We start from the raw sequence: 19,364 nt of genomic DNA, 5'->3' as shown, positions 1-19,364 counted from the left end.
GGCAGATGATCGTCATCTCGGGGAGCCTGTACGTGGACGGCCGCGACACCTACCTGACGGGGTGCCGGGAGGTCGTCGAACTGGCGCGGGCGGCGCCCGGCTGCCTCGACTTCGCGCTCTCGGCCGACCTGGTCGAACCCGACCGGATCAACGTGTACGAGCGGTGGGAGAGCGACGAGGACGTCGAGCGCTTTCGCGGCACGGGCCCGGAGCCCGCACAGGTCGCCCGAATCCGCTCCGCCGACGTGATGCGATACCGGATCTCCGGCATGGAGCCCGCCTAGCGGGCGCGCCCCGGGCCGTGGCCGTGCGCGCCGTGGGGTCGGGGGCGCCGTGGGGGCCGGGCGCGCCGTGGGGTCGGGGGCGGTGGTCGGCGGGGGGTCTCCCGGGTCAGGGCTCGAGGAGGAAGAGCTTGCGGTCGACGCGGTCCATGGCGCCGCCGCGGCCGAAGACCAGGCCGGTGGCGAAGTCGACGATCTGCTTGGCCTCGTCGTCCGACACGTCCGACAGGTCCATCAGGACGGGCATGCCCTTGCGGAAGAAGTGCCCGACGTACAGGACCTCGTTGTAGTTCTGAGGGCGCAGTGACTTGACCACCCGCCCAGTGTGCCCGTCCGGTACCGGAGGTCAAGTGGTACATGTCACAGGTTTGTCGCCGCAGGTCGTCACCGACTTTCCGGCACCTGGAGTTTCCGTTGGAGATCAGCGGGAAATCTGGATGCTAGAGGAACGGAGGCGATTTGGCATGGAGGTCGTTCTCGAAATGACCCTGCCGAGGAACGCCGAGAGCGCTCCGCTGGTGCGACACACGCTCGACGCCTCGCTCCGTGGGCTCGGGGTCGCTTCCGAGATCCGTGCCGACATCGCGCTCGCGTTGGGCGAAGCGTGCGCGAACGTCATCCAGCACGCCGCGAACGGGATGGAGTACGAGGTCCGGGCGCGGATGGACGGGGCGAGATGCGTCGTGGAGGTCATCGACGGCGGCGTGGCGAAGGGTTCCGACGTCGCGGAACCCGCCGGATGGGAGGCCACACAGGCGGCGCCGCTGGCCGAGCACGGGCGGGGGCTCCAGCTGATGCGGGCGTTCACCGAGGAGCTGCGCGTCACCGACCGCCTGCACCGCGACGGCGCGATCGTGCATTTCGAGAAGTCGCTGGCGAACTGACCGCGACGGCCCGGAGGGTGCTCCCGCGCCCGGGCCGCCGCGGGGTCTGTGTCAGCCGGTGACGGGCAGGTCGTGCTTCACCGGCCGCGGGGCGGGCGCCTCGCTGGGGGTCTTGGTGGGCGCCTCGGGCGCGGCGCGACCGCAGGTGGCGGACGCGATCCGGACCGTCGCGGCCTTGCCCGGGAGGGGCAGCCGCAGCTCCACCGCGGTGACGTTGAGACGGCCGTCGGCCATGCGCTGCTGCTTGTTGAGGATCAGCGCGCCGTCCCCGACGCCGTTCACGGCGAGGGGGATGGTGGTGTTGGGCGGCGGCGAGGCGTCCAGGGCGCGGCCCGCGAGGGTGGCGCGGGCGAGGTGGGCGCTGCCGTGCCCGCCGACGCATTCGGCGCCGATCGCGCTCGCCCTGAGCTGCGCGGTCGGCACCGCGACGCGCGCGACCGACGAGCGGGCGCGGTCGGCGGACGCGCCGACGTCCAGGGCGGAGGCGTCGACCAGGTCGGTCAGGTCCTCGCGCGCCAGGTGCTTGCTGACCAGGCTCGACCTGGACGAGACGGCGGGCACCGGCGGGACGTCCAGCGGCCCGGACACCGTCACCCCGTACGCCGAGCCACCTCCCGCCGCCGCGGCGTTCGGGGCGGCGTTCGGGGCGGCCAGCGCCGGGGTGGCGGCGAGGACGAGCCCGGTGATCAGTGCGCCGGCGGCGGTGAGCCGTCCGGCGGCATGACTGTGACGCATGGAAGTTCTCCGATCATTCGTTAGTGGAGGCGAGACCGGCGACGGCCCGCCGCGGCCGGGGCCGCGGTGCCGGGTCAGCCGGTGATGTACACCAGGGAGCCGAGCGGAACCTGGGACAGGGCCTTGAGCGCGTCCTTCGGCACCCGGACGCAGCCGTGCGTGACGGCCTTGCCGAACACGGAGGCGTCGGGCCAGCCGTGCAGGGCGACGGTGCCGGGGCCGCCGCCGAAGGTGTCGAGGGTCGCGGAGTGCGTGCCGAGGGGGAGGACGATCGGGCTCGGCGTCTTCTTGGCCGGGGCGAGCATGGCCATGAGGAACGTCCGGCCCCGGGGCGTCGGGGTCTTCGGGCCGCCGACCGCGACCGTCCACCGTCCGGCCGTCCGCGCGGACCTGAGCAGCGTGAGCCGCCGGTGCGCGAGGTCGATGCGGACGGTGTAGGGAGTGTGCGCGGTGCGGAGCCCGGAGCCCGAGATCCAGCCGCTGGACCCGTTGGGCCGGGACGGCAGCAGCACCCGCCGCCAGCCGCCGGAGCTCTCCACCACCGGCACCCAGGTGGGGCCGCCGAGCTGCTCCGCGGGGAGCGTGGCGACGGTCCGTCCGCCCGGATGGTCGTACACGGGAACGGACCGCTCCGGGTGCGCGACGACGCCGTCGGTGGTGTCGCCGGGTGCCACGTCCTTGCTCGCGCCGGGGACCGTGCCGTAGGTCGTCGCCTCGGGCACCTTGCCCGCCGTCCCCGCCGCCGCCGTGCCCGCGACGGGCACCGGCCCGCCCGATGCCGTGCCCCCGGACGCCGTCCCGCCGCAGCCGCCGAGCAGCAGCAGCGCGGCGGCGGCCAGGCCGCCGGCGGGCAGCGCGGCGCGGCGTAAATGCAGCACATTTCGAGTCGCCATGAGCCGGGATATTACTGAGGTCGGACGGGCGCGTATCGGTAATGGCGAAAACTTGACCGGGAACCCGTTCCAAAGAATGGCTTTATTCGCCGGATTTCCAATCGTTTTACATTAAAGCCGGGTCTACCCCAAGAAAACGGACTCCGGGGACGCTCAGGCGTGCACGGAGAAGGGCCCGCCACCGGCGCCCGGCCGGGACGCGGCCTCGTGGAACTCGGTGAGGCCCCGCACCAGCGCGGCCCGCGCGGGCGCGGGCATCGAGACGAGCACGCGGGTCAGCTCCTCGCACCGCCGCCGCCGTAGCTGGTCGAGCAGCGCCAGGCCGTCGGGGCTCAGCCGCACCGTGACCTCGCGCCGGTCGCTCCCGGTGTCGCGTGTCAGCAGCCCGGACGCCGCCAGCCGGTCGCACAGGCGGCTCGCCGACGACACCAGCGCGCCCAGCTCGTCGGCGAGGTTGCTGACGTTGACGGGCCCGCGCTCCAGCACGAACAGCGCGCGGAGCTGCGTCGAGGGGACCGGGACGTCCGGCGCGTTGTGGGGGCGGGACCACACGTCCAGGAGGGCGAACGCCGCCGCGTCGAGGGCGGCCGCCGACTCGGCGGCCTCGTCACTCGGTGTTCCCGCCATGCCCCCAACTGTTACACACCGCGCCGTCGAGGGCATCCCGCGCCGGCAGGGGCGGCCCGCGACGGCACGGCGTCCCGCGACGGCACGGCGTCCCGCGACGGCAGGGCGGGGGCGGGGGGTCAGCGGGGGAGTTTGACCACCGTGACGAAGAAGTCGTCGATCTGCCGGACGACGGAGATGAACTGCGCGAAGTCGACGGGCTTGGTGACGTAGGCGTTGGCGTGCAGGTGGTAGCTGCGCAGGATGTCCTCCTCGGCCTCGGACGTGGTGAGCACGACGACCGGGATGGGCCGCAGGTCCTCGTCCGCCTTGATCTCGCCGAGGACCTCCCGGCCGTCCTTGCGCGGCAGGTTGAGGTCGAGCAGCACCAGGTCGGGACGGGGCGCGTTCGCGTACTCGCCCTCGCGGCGCAGGAACGCCATCGCCTGCTCGCCGTCGTTGACGACGTGCAGCGTGTTGTTGACCTTGTTGTACTCGAACGCCTCGACGGTCAGCAGGACGTCGCCGGGATCGTCCTCGACGAGCAGGACCTCGATGGGCCGGGCGTTTTCGTTCATGCGGTGTCCCCCGTGGCTGGGTCGCTTGCGGTGTTCAGGGCGGGCGGGCCGGTGAGGGGCGTGCCGAGGCCGGTGGGCCGCCGGGCGGGCAGCGTCCAGTGGAACGTGGTGCCCTGAGCGCTTTCGTCGCCGTCGTCGGTGCCGTCGATGTCGAGCCAGATGCGGCCGCCGTGGTATTCGACGATCTTCTTGCAGAGGGCCAGGCCGATGCCCGTGCCGGTGTACGCGTCGCGCGGGTGGAGCCGCTGGAAGATCAGGAAGATCCGGTCGGCGTGCCGGGGCTCGATGCCGATCCCGTTGTCGGCGCAGCGGAACTCCCACTCGTCCCCGGCGCGGCGGGCGTCGATGGTGACGCGGGGCGGTTCGTCCGGACGGCGGAACTTGATCGCGTTGCCGATGAGGTTCTGGAACAGCTGGGTGAGCTGGCCGCGCTCGCCGGGCACGCGCGGCAGGCCGCCGACGTCCACCTCGGCGCCCGTCTCCTCGCGCAGGACGGCGAGGTTGTCCAGGGCCCGCCGGGCGACCTCGGTCAGGTCGACGGCGTCCTCCAGCTCGACCACGCGGCCGACCCTGGAGAAGCCGAGCAGGTCGTTGATGAGGGCCTGCATGCGTTTCGCGCCGTCGACCGCGAACTCGATGTAGCGGAGCCCGCGCTCGTCGAGCCGGTCGCCGTACCGGTGCTCGATCATCTGGCAGAAGCTCGCGACCTTGCGCAGCGGCTCCTGGAGGTCGTGGCTCGCGACGTAGGCGAACTGCTCCAGCTCGGCGTTGGAGCGGCGCAGCTCCTCGGTCTGCTCGTCCAGCTGCCGGGTCTGCTCGACGGTGGCCCGCCACTCGTCGATGATCCGTTCGCGCATCGCGTCGATGATCACGGCGAGCTCGTTGATCTCGGACGGCCCGGGCACGTCCAGCGGATGCCCGAAGTCGCCCGTCGCCACGGCCCGGACGCGGCCGGTCAGCGTCGACACGGGCGTCAGCACGGTCCACCGGATCAGCAGGGCCAGCGCGAGCGCGGCCAGCACGACCAGGGCGAGCGCGGCGCGGGTCGACCACGTCGCCGTCGCCGCGCGGGACCGCAGCGTGTCGGACGCGCTCCGGTGCAGCCCGGTGATGCCCGCCTCCAGCGGCGCCATGTCGGCGCGCGCCAGGTTGTGCAGCTGGCGTGCCCGCCGGTTCTGGTCGGGTTCCAGGTTCGTGCCGCCGGGCCCGGCGGCGACCTGGTCGGCGAACTCGGCCCGCCACCGGCGCGAGTCGGCGGTCGCGGTGTCCAGGAGGCGGAGGACGGGCCCGCCGCCGGACAGCCCGTCCAGGAGCCGCCGTATCCGGGCCGCGGACGTCGCCTCCTGCGCGGCCGCCGCCCGGTAGTCGGCGAGCCGGTCGCGGCCGCCGTCCAGCGCGTACTCGCGGATCGCCGCGTCCTGGGCGTTGATCGCCGTCGAGAGGTGGTACTGCTCCAGGGCCGCCGGGTCGACCTGGTCGATCAGCACGTCCCTGGCCCGGTCGTTGCCGACCTGCGCGACCGCGGTCTGCGCGATGGCGATCGCCAGCAGCAGCGCGAGGACGACCGAGCCGATCCGGTAGATCTGCACGAGCCGGATCCGGCTCATCCCGCCCGCCCGTGGCACTCCCGCCTCCGACAGGACGACCGCCGGGCCGGTCTCGTGCCGGGGGGCGCCGGTGCGGCGGGCGGCGGCCATCAGCCGTCTCCCCGGCTGAGCAGCAGCATCGCCAGGTCGTCGGACAGGACGCCGCCGTTCAGGCGCTCCGCCGTCGCGATCAACCCGTCGACGAGGACGTCGCCGCGCTGCCCCTCGCCGTGCGCGGTCGCCGCCAGCCGCATCAGCCCGGACAGGTCGAGCCGCTCGCCGCCGTCGCCGACGAGGCCCTCGATGAGGCCGTCGGTGTAGAGCAGCAGGCCCCACGAGTCGCCGAGGTCGAGATCGAGGGCGGGCCAGCCGACGCCGGGGATCAGTCCGAGCGCCGGGCCGCGCGGCTCGTCCGGGACGGCGTCCACGCCGCCGGGGCCGAACATCAGCGGGCGCGGATGCCCGGCCCGGTGCAGCCGCGCGGTGCGACGGTCCGGCGCGATGGTCAGCGTGCACACGGTGGTGAAGATCTCGTCGCCCCACCGCTCGTGCTCCAGGACGGCGTCGAGCGTGCCGAGCACCCGTTCGCCGGTGTGCCCGGCGAGCACGAGTGTCCGCCACGCCATGCGGAGCCGCACCCCGAGGGACGCCTCGTCGGCGCCGTGCCCGCTGACGTCGCCGATCACGACGTGCACGGCGCCGTCGGCGGTCTCGACGGTGTCGTGGAAGTCGCCGCCGAGCAGGGCGCGGGCGCGGCCCGGCCGGTACCGGGTGTGGTGCCGCAGCGTCGCGTCGGTGAGGATCGGGACGGGCAGCAGCCCGCGTTCCAACCGGGCGTTCTCGCGGCTCAGGGCCCGCGCCTCCACCAGTTGCCGTTCGGACTCGTCGGCGCGTTTGCGTTCGATCGCGTAGCTGATGGCGCGGGTGAGCAGCGCGCCGTCCACGTCCTGCTTGACGAGGTAGTCCTGCGCGCCCGCGGCGACGGCCTCCACGCCGACGTGCGCGTCGGCGAGCCCGGTCAGCACGAGCACGGCCGTGGTCGGGGCGTGGCTGCGGACCTGGCGCAGCGCGTCCAGGCCCTGCGCGTCGGGGAGCGACAGGTCGACGATGACGCAGCGGATCTCGGGGCGAAGCGCGGCGAGGGCCTCGGCGAGCGTGGTCGCGACCGTGATCCGGAGGCCGGGCTGCGCCTCGGTCAGCAGCTCCTCGAACAGGAAGGCGTCGCCGGGGTCGTCCTCCACGAGGAGCAGGTGGGGGCAACCGGCGACGCCGAGCAGCTGTTCGGCGCCGCGACTGTGCATCGCGGTCATCTCAGCTCCCTTGGCCCTGTCGCCCGGCCCTGTGGCCAGGACCTGCCACCGCCGCCGTCACGCACGTGTCAGTTGTCGTTTGCCGTCGAGCAAATATAAGGGCGCCGAGCCACCGCAACGCACATCGAACGACGAAGTTTCGCGCGAAACTGGGCCTTCCTCGCTCCGACCGTACTCGTCTCGTTCGTCGCGCTCGACCGTCCCACGTGACCGGGGCGTGACCGGGGGTGGACGGACCCGCCGGGCGGCCGGTCAGCGGCCGTTGTCTTCGGATTCGATGGTGATCGGTAAGTGATCAGGCGCTTTTGGGGGTTCGGCGGGCGGATTTCTGTGCCGTCCTGCGCTGGGCGGCGGCGGCTTTGGCGCGGCCCATGCTTTCCCTGACCTTGGCGGCGCCGCGCGTCGCGGTCGCGGCGTCCTTGACACGGCCCGCGTAAACCGCGAGGACATCGGCGACGGGCGGCGGCTGCCATTCCTCCTTCAGGGGGGCCGGTGGGACGGGAACCGGTGCGGCGGCGGAGTTTCCAGGCACGGGGACGAGCGCGAGATGCGATTGGCAGTGCGGGCACTGCACCCCCGGATGGGTGTCTCTGCTCATAACAAGAATGATTACCCAAGGGTCTGACAAAACGGGAGTGCCGTCCCTTTTGCCGGTCCCCTGGCATCCAGATCACGAGCCGGTTATGTGTTGTCGCCGCCCATGTGGAGCATCCGGACGGCGTCCTCCCGATTGTCGTGGCGCAGGAACGTCGCGCTCGAGCAGATGAGCGCGACGATGATCGCGATCCAGGCGATGGTGCGGCCCGCCCGCAGGCCGTAACCGCAGGTGATCCAGAGGAGATGCAGGGTCCAGCGTCGCCACGGGACCGGGTCGCTGTGCCGCCGTTTCTCCCAGGCGCTGTACCGGAAGTCGCGGGCGAGACGGCCCCGACCGGAGTCGGCGGACGCGCGGGCGAGGTCGCCATAGAGGGCCGCCAACCGATCGTCGTCGTGCGTGGAAGTGCTTTCGATGCCGCCATGGGCGAGGTCCTCGGCGAGGACGGCGCGTTCGCGGCCACGAAGCCGCCAGGAGCGGCGGCGGACCGTCGCGAACGGGCAGTCGCCGTTGATGCGCAGCGCGTCCGGGCGCCGCAGGCCGAGGAAGCCGCACCCGCTGAGGTCGACGTCGGTCAGCAGGATCCGCGCGGCGTCGACGCGGCGCAGCGACGTCAGCCGCGCCGTGAACGGGCCGGGCCAGGACGGTTCGGCGAGCCCCTGGATGGGATGCGGCAGCGAACGGACCGACACCGTTCCGTCGAAGACGGCGCCCTCCAGGTCGAGTTCGGCGTACCGTAACCGGAAGTCGGCCTCCCCGTGGACGGTCGCGCCGGTCGCGGTGACGTGCTGCGCCGCCGCGTGGACGCGGAGGCCGCCATGCGCGACGGCGTCCGCGAGCCCGATCCGGCCGCCCGCCACCAGCGGCCCGAGCCACAGCCCCCGACGGAACTTGGTCCGTTCCAAGCGGGCGTGTCTGGCCACGTTGACCCGCTTGAACGAGACGGCCCCGCCGAAACACGCCGCCTGCATCGCGGCGTCGCGTCCGAAACCGGCCCGGTCGAAGCAGGCGGCCCCCATGAACACCGCGCGCCGGAACGTCGCGTCGGCGTACCAGCGGGCCTCGCCGAACAGGGCGTCGCCGGTGAAGACGGCCTCCTCGAAGGAGGCGTGCCGGTGGAAGCTCGCCCCGTGGAACGAGGCGTTGCGCGCGAACCGCGCGCCACGGAACGAGACGTTGCCGAAGAACCGGGCGTCGTAGAACGAGGCCCCGCCCAAGAAGCAGGCACCGTCGAACGAGCTGTCGCCCTCGACGCAGAACCTGCGCAGAGGCGCGTCGGATGTCAGTACCGCCTGGTCGAAGCGCGCACGGCCGAGATGGGGTCTGCCGTCCGGCCCGGTGAGGGCGTCGAGGATCGCTTCCAGTAGCCACGGTTTGACGGTGACGCCTCGCAGGTCGAGATCGGCACCCGGACGGAGCGAACCAACGAACCGTTCGAACTCCTCTGGAGGCATGTGCGCGGGACAACCGCTCGCCCCTTCCAGAGCGTGTCCCGTACATCCCTGGACGGCTGAACACCGCGGCCAGAACACCGTGGCCATGGACGGCGGAGAAGGCTCGTGATGGGTCACGGTCTCGTTCTACACAGGGTGCCTCCCAGAGTGAAGCCCTCCGCACGGAGAGTTCGGTGCTCCCTTGTGGTCAGCTTCGTCCCTGGATCTTCACGCGGCGCGCGTAAGGTGAGGCCTGTGCGGGAGCGGAGCCGGTGGATCGCGGATGTGGACGCCCATCCCGGAGACGCGCCCGACCTCGCCCTCGCCGTCCTCGGCTGGCTCGTCGGTACCGGCGTCGTGGTGGCCGAACAGACCGACTGCGTGCTGGGCGACGTTCCCGGCGGGTACGCGCCGGGGCCGTCCGCCCAGACGATCGTGACCGGCGACCTCCCCGGGCTTCCGGACGTGTGGCCGAACGGCCTGGAGATCGACGTCGGCCGCGGCGCCTACTACGGCCCGATCACCGAGGACGACCGCGTGACGTGCCCGCGCTGCGGGGCCTGGCTGCCGTTCGAGACCGTCCTGCCCGAGATCGAGGAGTGGTTGGAGGGCGGCCCGGGTTCGTTGGTGTGCGCCCGCTGCGACGCCCGCACGTCGCTCAACGACTGGCGGTGGCCGGTCTCGTGCGCGTTCGCCGAGCTGGGCCTTCGCTTCTGGAACTGGCCCCCGCTCACGGACGACTTCGTGACGGAGCTGGCTCGCAGGCTCGGCCACCGCCTGGTCACGGGCGAGACCACCCCCTGGCCCGACCCGGGGCTCGAACGAGGTCTCGAACGGGGTTAACGCCAGGGGAACCGGGGGGATGTTCCGAGTGTCTGATACTTCGGTAAATCATCCCAGTTCGACTGCCGTTCATCTTGCTCAGGGAACATTCTTGACATGACCGTCAATCCAGGACATATCCCCCGTTCGACCGAGGTGCTGCCGGACGATCGCTTCCTCGATCGCGAGGAGAGCTGGCTCCGGTTCAACCAGCGCGTCCTGGAGCTCGCCGAGGACCCCTCGCTGCCGCTGCTCGAACGGGTCAGATTCCTGTCGATCTTCGCGAGCAACCTGGACGAGTTCTTCATGGTCCGTGTGGCCGGGCTCGCCCGCCGGATGGCGACCGGGCTCGCCGTCCAGTCCGCCAGCGGCCGCCAGCCCCGCGAGGTGCTGGAACGTACCGGCGAGGTCGCGCACGAGCTGATGGGACGGCACGCCGCCTGCTTCCGCGACGAGCTCCGTCCCGCGCTCGGCGACGAGGGCGTCGACATCCTGCGCTGGGACGAGCTGGCCGAGACCGAGCAGGAGCGGCTGCGGCGGCTCTTCCGCGACCGGATCTACCCCGTCCTCACCCCGCTCGTCGTCGACTCCGCGCACCCGTTCCCCTACATCTCGGGCCTGTCGCTCAACCTCGCGGTGATCGTCCGCGACCCGGAGACCGACGCGACGATGTTCGCCCGCGTCAAGGTGCCGCCGCTGCTGCCCCGGTTCATCGAGGCGTCCCCCGACCGGTTCACGCCGCTGGAGGACGTCATCGCCGCGCATCTCGGCCAGCTGTTCACCGGGATGGAGGTCGTCGAGCACCACGCCTTCCGCGTCACCCGCAACCAGGACCTGGAGATCGACGACGACATCAGCGAGGGGCTCCTGCAAGCCCTCGAACGGGAGTTGCTGCGCCGCCGGTTCGGCCCGGTCGTCCGGCTTGAGGTCGAAGAGTCGATCTCGGGCGGCGTGCTGGACCTGCTGACGTCCGAGCTGGGCGTGGACGAGGGCCAGATCTACCGCGTCGTCGGCCCGCTCGACCTCGGCGGGCTCGCGGCCATCGCCGACCTGGACCGTCCGGAGCTGAAATATCCCCCTTTCGTCCCCTCGAAGGAGGCGCTGCCCGAGGATGCGAGCATCTTCAGCGCCATCCGTGAGCGGGACGTGCTCGTCCACCACCCCTACGACTCGTTCACCACGACCGTCCAACGGCTGATCGAGGACGCCGCGACCGACCCGCGCGTCCTCGCGATCAAGCAGACGCTGTACCGGACGAGCGGCGACTCGCCCATCGTCGACGCGCTGATGAACGCCGCCGAGGCGGGCAAGCAGGTCGTGGTCGTCGTCGAGCTGAAGGCGAGGTTCGACGAGCGCGCCAACATCGCGTGGGCGCGCAAGCTGGAGACCGCGGGCTGCCACGTCGTGTACGGGTTCGTCGGGTTGAAGACGCACTGCAAGCTCGCGCTGATCGTCCGGCAGGACGAGGACGGCAACCTGCGCCGCTACTGCCACATCGGCACCGGCAACTACCACCCGAAGACCGCCCGGCTGTACGAGGACTTCGGGCTCCTTACCGCCGACTCCGAGGTCGGCGAGGACGTCAGCGCCCTGTTCAACCACCTCACCGGCTACTCCCGGCAGGGGTCCTACCACCGGCTGCTGGTCGCGCCGAACAGCCTGCGGTCCGGGCTCGTCCAGCGGATCGAGCACGAGATCGACAACCGGCGGGCCGGGCATCCCGCCCGCGTCCGCGTCAAGTGCAACTCCCTGGTCGACGAGGTGGTCATCGACGCGCTGTACCGGGCGTCGCGGGCCGGGGTGCCGGTGGACGTGTGGGTCCGCGGCATCTGCGCGCTGCGTCCCGGCGTGCCCGGACTGTCGGACATGATCACGGTGCGCAGCGTCCTCGGCCGGTTCCTGGAGCACTCCCGGGTGTTCGCGTTCGAGAACGGCGGCGAACCCGAGGTGTGGATCGGCAGCGCCGACCTCATGCACCGCAACCTGGACCGCCGCGTCGAGGCCCTCGTCTCCGTCACCGACCGCGTGCAGCGCAGCGAACTGCTCTCCCTGCTCGACCGGGCCATGGACGACGGCACCGCCTCCTGGGCGCTCGCCGCCGACGGCACCTGGACGCGGCCCACGGCCCGTCCCGGCGACACCCTCCAGGACATCCAGACCCATCTGGTGAAGAGCCGCCGGTGGAGGACGGTCGAACCGCAATGACGGCCAAGGGCGAGACGGCGGCGCGCGCCGTCGTCCGAGCGGCGGGCGTGCTCCTGTGGCGCGACGGCCGCGGGCTGGACGACCCCGAGCGCGACGGCCCCGGGCTGGACGGTCCCGGGCTGGACGGTCCCGAGATCGCGGTGATCCACCGGCCTCGCTACGACGACTGGTCGTTCCCCAAGGGCAAGATCGACAAGGGGGAGCACATGCTGCGGGCCGCCGTCCGCGAGACCGAGGAGGAGACGGGCGTCGTCCCCCGCCTCGGCCGACGGCTCCCCACCAGCAGCTATCCCATCGGCGACCGCACCAAACAGGTCTACTACTGGGCGGCCCGTCCCGTCGCCGGGGGCGCGTTCACCCCGAACCACGAGGTGGACGAGCTCGTCTGGCTCCCGCCCACCGAGGTGGAGGCCAGGCTCAGCTACGGCCACGACGTCGACCTGCTCCACGAGTTCCTGCGCGGCCCCCGCGACAGCGCGCCGTTAGTGATCCTGCGGCACGCGAGCGCGGGGGAGAAGCTGCACTGGCGGGAGGCCGACGAGCTGCGTCCCCTCGACGCCGCGGGCCGCGCCGAGGCCCTCGCCCTCGCCGACCTCCTGCACGCCTACGGGCCCGCCCGGTTGGTCAGCTCCACGACCGCCCGCTGCGTCGAGACCGTCCTGCCGTACGCGCGCCGCATCCGCGAACCCGTCGTCACCGACGCGGCGTTCACCGTGGGCGACACGAGCCCGGCGCGGGCCGTCGCGAGGATCCTGTCCCTGGCCCGCGACGGCGTCCCGACCGTCGTGTGCACCCACGGCGAGGTCGTCTCCGAACTCGTCGCCGGGCTGTGCAAGGACCTGGGCGAGAAGGTCCCCGACGACCCGAGCCTGCGCAAGGCGGAATTCTGGGTGGCGCACCTGAGCCCCCGAACAATGGCGGCCCTGGAACGTCACAGTGTCAGAACGACGGCCCCAGCGTCTGCGACCACGTAGTCGGCAGAAGCTCCCGCGCGGCCTCCGCCTCGCATTCCTCCCGGCCATACAGGACGCCCAACGTGAACGCCTCCGCCGGAACCTGCGTGCGCCTGGACGCCGCCTCAAGATGCTCCATGGCGATCACGCCGTCCTGGTATCCGCCGAGCACCTCCTGGATGCGCTTGGCGTCCTTGACCAGCCGCTTCGCCTCCACGCCCAGCACCGGGACGGTGAGTTCCGCCGCGTACCGGGCCCGTTTGGCCGCCTTCCGCGTCTCGTGCCGCGCCAGGTCGGGATCGTTCGCCGACTTGATCGTGGAGTACTCCTTCGCCATTCGGGCCCACGCCCGCGTGACGAGCCCGGGGAGTTCCTTGCGCGCCTTTCTCTCACCGGCCAAGGTCAGGGGCGGATCGACGATCAGCCGGTCGAGTTCGTCGAGAAGAGCGAAATACCGGCCGTCCTTGAGGCTCGCGTTCATCCGCCGATAAGCCGACCGTTCCTGCCGTTCCAGATCCTCAAGCACAAACGCGGGAGCCTCCGCGAAACGCATCCGCAACACCTCGCGGTCGCGCACCTCGCCGAGGACGGCCGCCAGCCAGCGCAGCTCCGGGCCGAGCGGCGACGTCCGCGCCACGTCCAGAACCGGCCGGTAGCTGCGCAGCGCGCTCCGCAACCGCCGCACCGCCACCCGCATCCGGTGGACGGCGTCGTCCTCCGCCAGCCGCGCCTTCGGATCGAACGCCAACACCGCGTCGACCTGCGCCGCGAGGTAGGCCAGCACGACCTCACCGGTCGTCACGGCCGGTCCCTTCCCGTTCCAGGTCGCGTCAGCGATCCGCGACCGCGCCACCACCCGCGCCGCCGCCGCCTGCGAGGGGACGACCGCGTCCCCCAGGAGGCGTCCCAGCTTGGACGACGACGTGGCCCTGCGCGCCCCGCCCTTGCGCAGCCGCTTGCCCGCCGCCTTCAGCAACGCGGGCGGGCCGCTGCCGAGTTCGACCTCGATCTCGCGCCAGCGCTCCGGTTCGGCGTCCGTCCCGGCCCGTCCGGTCACCAGGTCGTCGGCGACCTCCACGAGCATGGACCCGTCCGCGCCGAGCAGCCGCACCACGGTCCGCCGCGTCTCCAACGTCGCGACCGGACGCAGCTCCTCGCCCCGCGTGTACGCCGCGACCAGCGCCGCCAGCCGCGCCGGGACGACGCGCGGCCGCCCGAGCGGCGCCCGCAGCTCGTGCCTGCTGTCCGGCCCGGCGGGCATCTTCAGATGCCACCCGGCGTCCGACCCGCCCCGCCTGCGCCGCAACGTGATCCCCTGAGCCGCGAGCCGCAGATCGGCCGTGTCGAAGTAACCGGCGTGCAACTCGTGCACCTCGGGCTCCGCGACGGACGCCACGCCGGGCAGCCCGTCAAGCTCTGGCAGGACGAAGTCCGCGGCGGCGTCGTACTTCTGCTCAACCTCAAGATGCCTATCGGCCACGCTCTGCTCCTCGATGTCCGGCAAGGGCGCACACCCGGTTGACAAGGATTCCACGCCTGGGTGAACGGCAACAGAAACCTTCCGGACATACACGGCCGCTTAGCATGCGTAAGTGCGAACACTGGTGCTCTGGGACATCGACCACACCATCATCAACGCGGGCGGCATCAGCCAGGAAATCTACGGGACGGTCTTCCACCGACTCGTCGGCCGCCCCCTGACGAAGGTCGCCGACCTCGCCGGACGAACAGACCTCGCCATCACCACCGAGACCCTCCGCCACAACGGCGTCGAACCGACCCCGGACCTGATGTCGTCCTTCATCCCCGCCCTGGCCGAGGCTTTCGCGGCCCGCCAACACGAGTTCGCGGACCGTGGCCACGTTCTGCCCGGCGCCCTGGCCGCCCTCAAGGCCCTCGCCGCCCGTCCCGACGTGATCCAGTCGGCCCTCACCGGCAACATGCGCGAGATAGCCGTCACCAAACTGACGGCGTTCGCGCTCATCGACTACTTCGACCTGGACTCCGGCGCCTACGGCGCGGACAACATAGAACGGCCGCCGCTGGTGAAACTCGCCCAGCAACGCGCGGCCCGCATCCACGGGGAGGAATTCACGCCGTCCAACACGGTCCTGATCGGTGACACACCCCACGACGTCCGCGCAGGTCACGAGGGAGGCGCCCACGTCGTGGCCGTGGCCACCGGCGCGACCTCGGCCCCCGCCCTCCGCCTCTCGGGCGCGGAGGTCGTCCTCCCCGACCTGACCGACACCCCAGCGGTGATCAAGGCCATCCTCCGCGCCTGACCACGAACGGATCCAGCACTTCCAGCCGACGACACGGTGGGCCCTATCGCGCCTTGCGCACCTGGGTCGTGTCGGCGTCGAGGACGGTGCCGTCCGCGCCGGTCAGCGCGACCTCCGGTACAGGGGCGCCGTGCTGGTCGACGAGCGTGGAGTGAGCCTCCCCGGAGGCGAAGGCGTGGCGCTCTCCCCACTGCCGCAGCGTGAGGACGACGGGGAAGAGGTCGCGTCCAGCGTCGGTGAGCACGTACTCCTGGCGGCGCCCGGACGCCGCCGTGCGCTGGGCGAGAAGCCCGTTCGCCACCAGCTTCTGGAGACGGTTGCTGAGGATGTTGCGGGCGATGCCGGTACGCCGCTGGAACTCGGTGAACGACCGGGCCCCGTCCATCGCGTCCCGGACGACGAGAAGGCTCCACCGGTCGCCGACGAGATCGAGCGTGCGGGCGACGGGGCACTCGGGGTCGGTCCAGCCCTGGTCCGGCATGACGTCTCCTCAAAGAGTTGCAGATTGAAACCATTGTGTCATACGGTCGAACGGTTGCAATCTGCTACCAGCTGAAGGGACGCGATGAACGTGTGGAGACGGCTGCTGCTCGCGGTGGTGTGCGGCGTCGCCGTGGCGAGCATCTACGCCGCGCAGCCGATCCTGGAGCCGATGGGACGCGGCCTCGGCGTCCCAGCGGACCTCACCGGATGGATCGTGGCGATCGCCCAGTTCGGCTACCTGGCGGGCCTGCTCCTGCTGGTGCCCCTCGGCGACCCCGTAGACAGACGCCGACTCATAGCCGCGCACTTGGCGCTCACAGCGGCGGGCCTGATCCTCACAGCCTCGGCGTCAACCGCCTGGCTGGCGCTCGTGGGCCTCGCGATAACCGGGATGTTCGCGGTCGTCGTCCAAACCACGGTGGCCTACGCCGCGTCGGTCTCGCCCCCCGCCGAACGCGGCCGAAACATCGGAGTCGTGACGTCGGGCGTAGTGGTCGGCATCCTGGGCGCAAGAATCGTCACCGGCGCACTGGCACAGACGTGGGGCTGGCGCTCCGTCTACGCGACGCTCGCCGTCCTGTCCCTCGGTCTCGCGGCCTTGGTCCTCCTGGCACTGCCATCAGAAGACCGCCCCACCAGACTCACCGGCTATGGCAGGGCCGTCACTTCACTAGGCGGCCTGTTCAGACAACCCGTTTTCCTCACACGCGGCCTCATCGCGTTCTTCTTGTTCGCCTCATTCGGAACCCTGTGGAGCGGACTGTCCCTCCCACTGGCAGACGCACCCTGGCGCCTGAGTGAAAGCCAAATCGGCCTCTTCGGCGTCGCCGGACTCGCCGGGGCACTGGGCGCCGCCCGCGCAGGCCGCTGGGCGGACGCAGGCCGAGCAACCCCGGTCACCGGTTTGGCCCTCACCCTCCTCATCCTTTCCTGGACGGCAATCGCCCAACTGCCACGCTCCCTATGGCTCCTCGCCGCCGGAATCGTGATTCTCGACTTCGCCGTCCAAGCCGTACACGTGAGCAGCCAGCACATCCTCACGACCGCGCACCCCGACCGCACCAGCAGCGTCATAGGCGGCCACATGGTCTTCTATTCACTCGGCTCAGCCTTGGGCGCGGCCACCACGACCGCCGTCTACACCGCCCACGGCTGGACGGGCTCCAGCCTCCTAGGCGCCGGATTCGCAACCTGCGCACTAGCCATCTGGGCAATCACCAAACGCCAAGGACCGCAAGAGACTTCTCAGCCCCAGCCCCAGCCCCAGCCCCAGCCCCAGCCCCAGCCGCAACCGCTGCGCAAGGCAGCAGCCTGATCAGTCTTACCCCTGGTACAGGTCGATGTGATTGTCGCCGGGGTCTCGCAGCGTTGATGACCTGGGCTTCCAAGCCGCGTCGGTCGGCGGTTGGATCTCGGCGGCCCCGGCGGCGAGCGCCCGCGCGTGTGTTGCGTCGAGGTCGTCGACGAGTAGGCCGAACCTTGCCGGGCCACCGGGCCAGAAGTGCTGCTCGGAGTCGGCGATCGTCACGAGAAAGAAGTCGTCGTCCGGATAGGAGCCGAACTGCAAAGAGCTGATCTCCTGGTGGTAGGAGGCGTCGAAGGCATCACGGTAGAACGCGACTGAGGCCGCCAAATCGTCCGCCACGATGGTGACCTGGGCGATGCGATGGGTCTTCACGGGCATCCCTTTCTCGATGTACTGCTCGACGCTCTCGATGAGCTGATTCAGTGAGTCGGCTCTGCCTCGTAGGCGGTCACGATGCTCGGTGAGAACCGCCTCAAGTCCACGTCCACGAACCGCTCGCATCGCCTCAACGGGGACCTGAAGCCGCCGCAACGTCGCGTAGAGACGTGCCTCAGCGACCTGGTCATGTCGGTAACGGCGATATCCGGTGTCGGGATCGACGTGGGCCGGTATGAGTAAGCCGACGTCGTGGTAATGCCGTAAAGCGGTGATCGACAGGCCGGTGACAAGCGAGAAGTTCCCGATGCTCAGCACTCGACCATTCTGGAACCATCAAGCCACCCGAGAGTCAACCCCCACAGCCGCTGTCCATTGCTGGAGGCCGCCGGTGTGGTCATACCGTCCGCAGGCCCCACGGGTCGTCCAGGGCGGCGCCGTGACTGGCAGCGACCCACGCGCCTAGTCCGTTGCTGTGTTCAGCCTGCCGAGTGGGTGTGCGGCTAGCCTGAGGGCGAGAGACCGGTAGAAGGGGTTGTTGGGTGCCAGATTCTCGGGTCAATTCTGCTTCGGAGGCGGGTTCTGACCTGCATCTTGAGCTGTCGTCCACGGGACCTCGCCGGGCGGCGGTGGCGTCGGCGTTGCGGGAGGCGGTGCGCAGCGGACGGCTCACGCCGGGGACGCGACTGCCGCCATACCGTTCGCTGGCGGGCGATCTGGGCGTCGCGCGCAACACGGTCGCGGACGCGTACGCCGAACTGGTCGCCGAAGGCTGGTTGACCGCTCGGCAGGGGTCGGGCACCCGGGTCGCCGAACGTGTCGTCGCCAAACCGCGACGTGCCTCCGGGCGGGTGCCTGACCGCAAGGTCGGTGCCGTCGTCCATGATCTGCGGCAGGGACAGCCCGACGCGACGTCCTTTCCCCGTGCCGCGTGGGCCGCGTCCGTCCGCCGTGCGGTGACCGCCGCGCCGCACGACGCTTTCGCCCCCGGCGATCCGCGCGGACGGGACGAGCTGCGTCGCGCGCTGGCCGAATATCTCGCGCGGGCGCGTGGCGTGTCCGCTTCACCGGACCAGATCGTCGTCTGCGCCGGGTTCGCGCATGGGCTGCGTCTGCTGTTCGGCGGCGGCGTGCTGCCGGGGCCGCTGGCCGTCGAGCCCTACGGCCTGGCCTTCCATCGCGGCATCCTGACCGACGCCGGAGTGCGCACGATCCCGCTGGGCCTGGACGAATGGGGCGCGCAAATCGGCGATCTCGCGTCGCATCCCGGTACCGCGTCGCGTCGCGGGGCACGTGCCGTCCTCCTCACGCCCGCTCACCAGTTCCCGACCGGCGGCCCGTTGCATCCGACGCGCCGTGCCGCGGCCGTCGACTGGGCGCGCGGCCGGGGCGGCGTGGTGCTGGAGGACGACTACGACGGCGAGTTCCGCTACGACCGTGAACCGGTGGGCGCACTCCAGGGGCTTGATCCTGATCACGTCGTCTACCTCGGTTCGGTGAGCAAGAGCCTTTCCCCGGCGATCCGGCTCGGCTGGATGGTGCTGCCGCCGCACCTGGTGGACGCGACGCTCGCGGCCAAGGGGATACGCGAGGCGTGGACGGGTGTCACCGACCAACTGGCGCTCGCGGAGTTCATCGCGTCCGGCCACTACGACAAGCACATCCGTCGCATGCGGCAGCGTTATCGTGCCCGCCGCAACCTGCTCGTGGGGACGTTGGCCGAACGAGCCCCGCACATCACGGTGACCGGGCTCGCGGCCGGGTTGCACGCCGTCCTGCGCCTTCCACCCGGTACCGAGGACTCGACGGTCAGGGCGGCCACCCGGACGGGCGTGGCGCTCGACGGTCTCGCCCTGTTCCGCCATCCGGACAGTCCTCAACCCCACCGGGATGGTCTGGTCGTCGGATACGCCACACCTCCCGACCACCGCTACCGACCGGCACTCGACGCGCTGTGTCGCGCCTTGCCCCCATCTCCGGATGTCTGAGCCACGCGCGTCCCACCAACCGTCAAAGCGTGGTGCCACTCGACGA

Annotated in this window: 20 protein-coding genes; 8 read left to right on the top strand and 12 right to left on the bottom strand. The window is 71.2% G+C overall.

Going from position 1 to position 19,364, the window contains the following annotated elements; all coding sequences use genetic code 11:
* The first annotated feature begins 5 nt into the window (after positions 1-5).
* Positions 6-284 carry a putative quinol monooxygenase gene (locus tag ABD808_RS26770; RefSeq protein WP_344901830.1) on the top strand — a complete coding sequence of 93 codons (279 nt, stop codon included), beginning with the start codon at positions 6-8 and terminating at the stop codon, positions 282-284.
* A gap of 106 nt (positions 285-390) precedes the next feature.
* Here the strand turns inward: ABD808_RS26770 and sepF are convergent, their stop codons facing one another.
* The gene (sepF, locus tag ABD808_RS26765; RefSeq protein WP_344901828.1) at positions 391-597 is read right to left on the bottom strand and encodes a cell division protein SepF; all 207 of its coding nucleotides are present in this window, start codon (positions 595-597) and stop codon (positions 391-393) included.
* Positions 598-745: 148 nt separating this feature from the next.
* On the opposite strand from sepF, the gene ABD808_RS26760 reads away from it, so the two are divergent.
* Complete coding sequence (locus ABD808_RS26760) at positions 746-1,165, top strand: ATP-binding protein (protein ID WP_344901826.1); 420 nt, start codon at positions 746-748, stop codon at positions 1,163-1,165.
* Between the two features lie 51 nt (positions 1,166-1,216).
* Here ABD808_RS26760 and ABD808_RS26755 read toward each other — a convergent pair whose 3' ends face one another.
* The 8 genes from ABD808_RS26755 to ABD808_RS26720 form a co-directional block, all read right to left on the bottom strand.
* Positions 1,217-1,900, bottom strand: a complete 684-nt coding sequence (locus ABD808_RS26755; RefSeq protein WP_344901824.1) for a choice-of-anchor P family protein — start codon at positions 1,898-1,900, stop codon at positions 1,217-1,219.
* Positions 1,901-1,974: 74 nt separating this feature from the next.
* Positions 1,975-2,793 (bottom strand): L,D-transpeptidase, encoded by an 819-nt coding sequence (locus ABD808_RS26750; RefSeq protein WP_344901822.1) that lies wholly within the window; start codon positions 2,791-2,793, stop codon positions 1,975-1,977.
* A 153-nt stretch (positions 2,794-2,946) separates the two neighbouring features.
* On the bottom strand, positions 2,947-3,420 hold the full coding sequence (locus ABD808_RS26745) for a MarR family winged helix-turn-helix transcriptional regulator (RefSeq protein WP_344901820.1): 474 nt from the start codon (positions 3,418-3,420) through the stop codon (positions 2,947-2,949).
* Positions 3,421-3,539: 119 nt separating this feature from the next.
* Positions 3,540-3,977 (bottom strand): response regulator, encoded by a 438-nt coding sequence (locus ABD808_RS26740; RefSeq protein ID WP_344901817.1) that lies wholly within the window; start codon positions 3,975-3,977, stop codon positions 3,540-3,542.
* Entirely contained in the window at positions 3,974-5,674 is a 1,701-nt protein-coding gene (locus ABD808_RS26735; protein ID WP_344901814.1) for a sensor histidine kinase, read from the bottom strand. Before ABD808_RS26735 ends, ABD808_RS26740 begins: the two co-directional genes overlap by 4 nt.
* Positions 5,674-6,873, bottom strand: coding sequence for a PP2C family protein-serine/threonine phosphatase (locus tag ABD808_RS26730; RefSeq protein WP_344901811.1), 1,200 nt, complete (start codon positions 6,871-6,873; stop codon positions 5,674-5,676). Before ABD808_RS26730 ends, ABD808_RS26735 begins: the two co-directional genes overlap by 1 nt.
* A 295-nt stretch (positions 6,874-7,168) precedes the next feature.
* Positions 7,169-7,471: a hypothetical protein gene (locus ABD808_RS26725; protein ID WP_344901808.1), complete on the bottom strand. Its 303-nt coding sequence runs from the start codon at positions 7,469-7,471 to the stop codon at positions 7,169-7,171.
* 83 nt (positions 7,472-7,554) lie between these two features.
* Positions 7,555-8,922 carry a pentapeptide repeat-containing protein gene (locus ABD808_RS26720; RefSeq protein ID WP_344901805.1) on the bottom strand — a complete coding sequence of 456 codons (1,368 nt, stop codon included), beginning with the start codon at positions 8,920-8,922 and terminating at the stop codon, positions 7,555-7,557.
* Positions 8,923-9,156: 234 nt separating this feature from the next.
* Between ABD808_RS26720 and ABD808_RS26715 the strand changes: the two genes are divergently transcribed.
* From ABD808_RS26715 to ABD808_RS26705, 3 genes are all read left to right on the top strand, one after another.
* Positions 9,157-9,744, top strand: a complete 588-nt coding sequence (locus ABD808_RS26715; protein WP_344901802.1) for a hypothetical protein — start codon at positions 9,157-9,159, stop codon at positions 9,742-9,744.
* A 96-nt stretch (positions 9,745-9,840) separates the two neighbouring features.
* Positions 9,841-11,928 carry an RNA degradosome polyphosphate kinase gene (locus tag ABD808_RS26710; RefSeq protein ID WP_344901799.1) on the top strand — a complete coding sequence of 696 codons (2,088 nt, stop codon included), beginning with the start codon at positions 9,841-9,843 and terminating at the stop codon, positions 11,926-11,928.
* Positions 11,925-12,902 carry an NUDIX hydrolase gene (locus ABD808_RS26705; protein WP_344901796.1) on the top strand — a complete coding sequence of 326 codons (978 nt, stop codon included), beginning with the start codon at positions 11,925-11,927 and terminating at the stop codon, positions 12,900-12,902. Before ABD808_RS26710 ends, ABD808_RS26705 begins: the two co-directional genes overlap by 4 nt.
* On the opposite strand, the gene ABD808_RS26700 is transcribed toward ABD808_RS26705, so the two are convergent.
* The gene (locus tag ABD808_RS26700; RefSeq protein ID WP_344901793.1) at positions 12,868-14,361 is read right to left on the bottom strand and encodes a CYTH and CHAD domain-containing protein; all 1,494 of its coding nucleotides are present in this window, start codon (positions 14,359-14,361) and stop codon (positions 12,868-12,870) included. The genes ABD808_RS26705 and ABD808_RS26700 overlap by 35 nt on opposite strands.
* 112 nt (positions 14,362-14,473) lie before the next feature.
* Between ABD808_RS26700 and ABD808_RS26695 the strand changes: the two genes are divergently transcribed.
* Entirely contained in the window at positions 14,474-15,166 is a 693-nt protein-coding gene (locus ABD808_RS26695) for an HAD family hydrolase (RefSeq protein WP_344901790.1), read from the top strand.
* A gap of 43 nt (positions 15,167-15,209) precedes the next feature.
* On the opposite strand, the gene ABD808_RS26690 is transcribed toward ABD808_RS26695, so the two are convergent.
* Positions 15,210-15,647, bottom strand: coding sequence for a winged helix-turn-helix transcriptional regulator (locus ABD808_RS26690; RefSeq protein ID WP_344901787.1), 438 nt, complete (start codon positions 15,645-15,647; stop codon positions 15,210-15,212).
* An 84-nt stretch (positions 15,648-15,731) separates the two neighbouring features.
* On the opposite strand from ABD808_RS26690, the gene ABD808_RS26685 reads away from it, so the two are divergent.
* On the top strand, positions 15,732-16,964 hold the full coding sequence (locus ABD808_RS26685; RefSeq protein ID WP_344901783.1) for an MFS transporter: 1,233 nt from the start codon (positions 15,732-15,734) through the stop codon (positions 16,962-16,964).
* Between the two features lie 6 nt (positions 16,965-16,970).
* Here ABD808_RS26685 and ABD808_RS26680 read toward each other — a convergent pair whose 3' ends face one another.
* Entirely contained in the window at positions 16,971-17,648 is a 678-nt protein-coding gene (locus ABD808_RS26680; protein WP_344901780.1) for a VOC family protein, read from the bottom strand.
* Positions 17,649-17,872: 224 nt separating this feature from the next.
* Between ABD808_RS26680 and pdxR the strand changes: the two genes are divergently transcribed.
* On the top strand, positions 17,873-19,318 hold the full coding sequence (pdxR, locus tag ABD808_RS26675) for a MocR-like pyridoxine biosynthesis transcription factor PdxR (protein WP_344901777.1): 1,446 nt from the start codon (positions 17,873-17,875) through the stop codon (positions 19,316-19,318).
* Positions 19,319-19,364 lie beyond the last annotated feature (46 nt).

Origin of the sequence: Actinomadura meridiana, assembly GCF_039537545.1 — a bacterium.
GTDB classification, from domain to species: Bacteria; Actinomycetota; Actinomycetes; order Streptosporangiales; family Streptosporangiaceae; genus Spirillospora; species Spirillospora meridiana.
The sequence above is the reverse complement of the archived record's forward strand: the minus strand, read 5'-3'. Positions and strand labels throughout refer to the sequence as shown.

Excerpts from the sequence above, each read along its gene's own strand:
- ABD808_RS26770 (WP_344901830.1), top strand. The coding sequence starts at position 6 with ATGATCGTCATCTCGGGGAGCCTGTACGTGGACGGCCGCGACACCTAC.
- ABD808_RS26760 (WP_344901826.1), top strand. The coding sequence starts at position 746 with ATGGAGGTCGTTCTCGAAATGACCCTGCCGAGGAACGCCGAGAGCGCT.
- ABD808_RS26755 (WP_344901824.1), bottom strand. The coding sequence starts at position 1,900 with ATGCGTCACAGTCATGCCGCCGGACGGCTCACCGCCGCCGGCGCACTG.
- ABD808_RS26750 (WP_344901822.1), bottom strand. The coding sequence starts at position 2,793 with ATGGCGACTCGAAATGTGCTGCATTTACGCCGCGCCGCGCTGCCCGCC.
- ABD808_RS26745 (WP_344901820.1), bottom strand. The coding sequence starts at position 3,420 with ATGGCGGGAACACCGAGTGACGAGGCCGCCGAGTCGGCGGCCGCCCTC.
- ABD808_RS26740 (WP_344901817.1), bottom strand. The coding sequence starts at position 3,977 with ATGAACGAAAACGCCCGGCCCATCGAGGTCCTGCTCGTCGAGGACGAT.
- ABD808_RS26735 (WP_344901814.1), bottom strand. The coding sequence starts at position 5,674 with ATGGCCGCCGCCCGCCGCACCGGCGCCCCCCGGCACGAGACCGGCCCG.
- ABD808_RS26730 (WP_344901811.1), bottom strand. The coding sequence starts at position 6,873 with ATGACCGCGATGCACAGTCGCGGCGCCGAACAGCTGCTCGGCGTCGCC.
- ABD808_RS26725 (WP_344901808.1), bottom strand. The coding sequence starts at position 7,471 with ATGAGCAGAGACACCCATCCGGGGGTGCAGTGCCCGCACTGCCAATCG.
- ABD808_RS26720 (WP_344901805.1), bottom strand. The coding sequence starts at position 8,922 with ATGCCTCCAGAGGAGTTCGAACGGTTCGTTGGTTCGCTCCGTCCGGGT.
- ABD808_RS26710 (WP_344901799.1), top strand. The coding sequence starts at position 9,841 with ATGACCGTCAATCCAGGACATATCCCCCGTTCGACCGAGGTGCTGCCG.
- ABD808_RS26705 (WP_344901796.1), top strand. The coding sequence starts at position 11,925 with ATGACGGCCAAGGGCGAGACGGCGGCGCGCGCCGTCGTCCGAGCGGCG.
- ABD808_RS26690 (WP_344901787.1), bottom strand. The coding sequence starts at position 15,647 with ATGCCGGACCAGGGCTGGACCGACCCCGAGTGCCCCGTCGCCCGCACG.
- ABD808_RS26685 (WP_344901783.1), top strand. The coding sequence starts at position 15,732 with ATGAACGTGTGGAGACGGCTGCTGCTCGCGGTGGTGTGCGGCGTCGCC.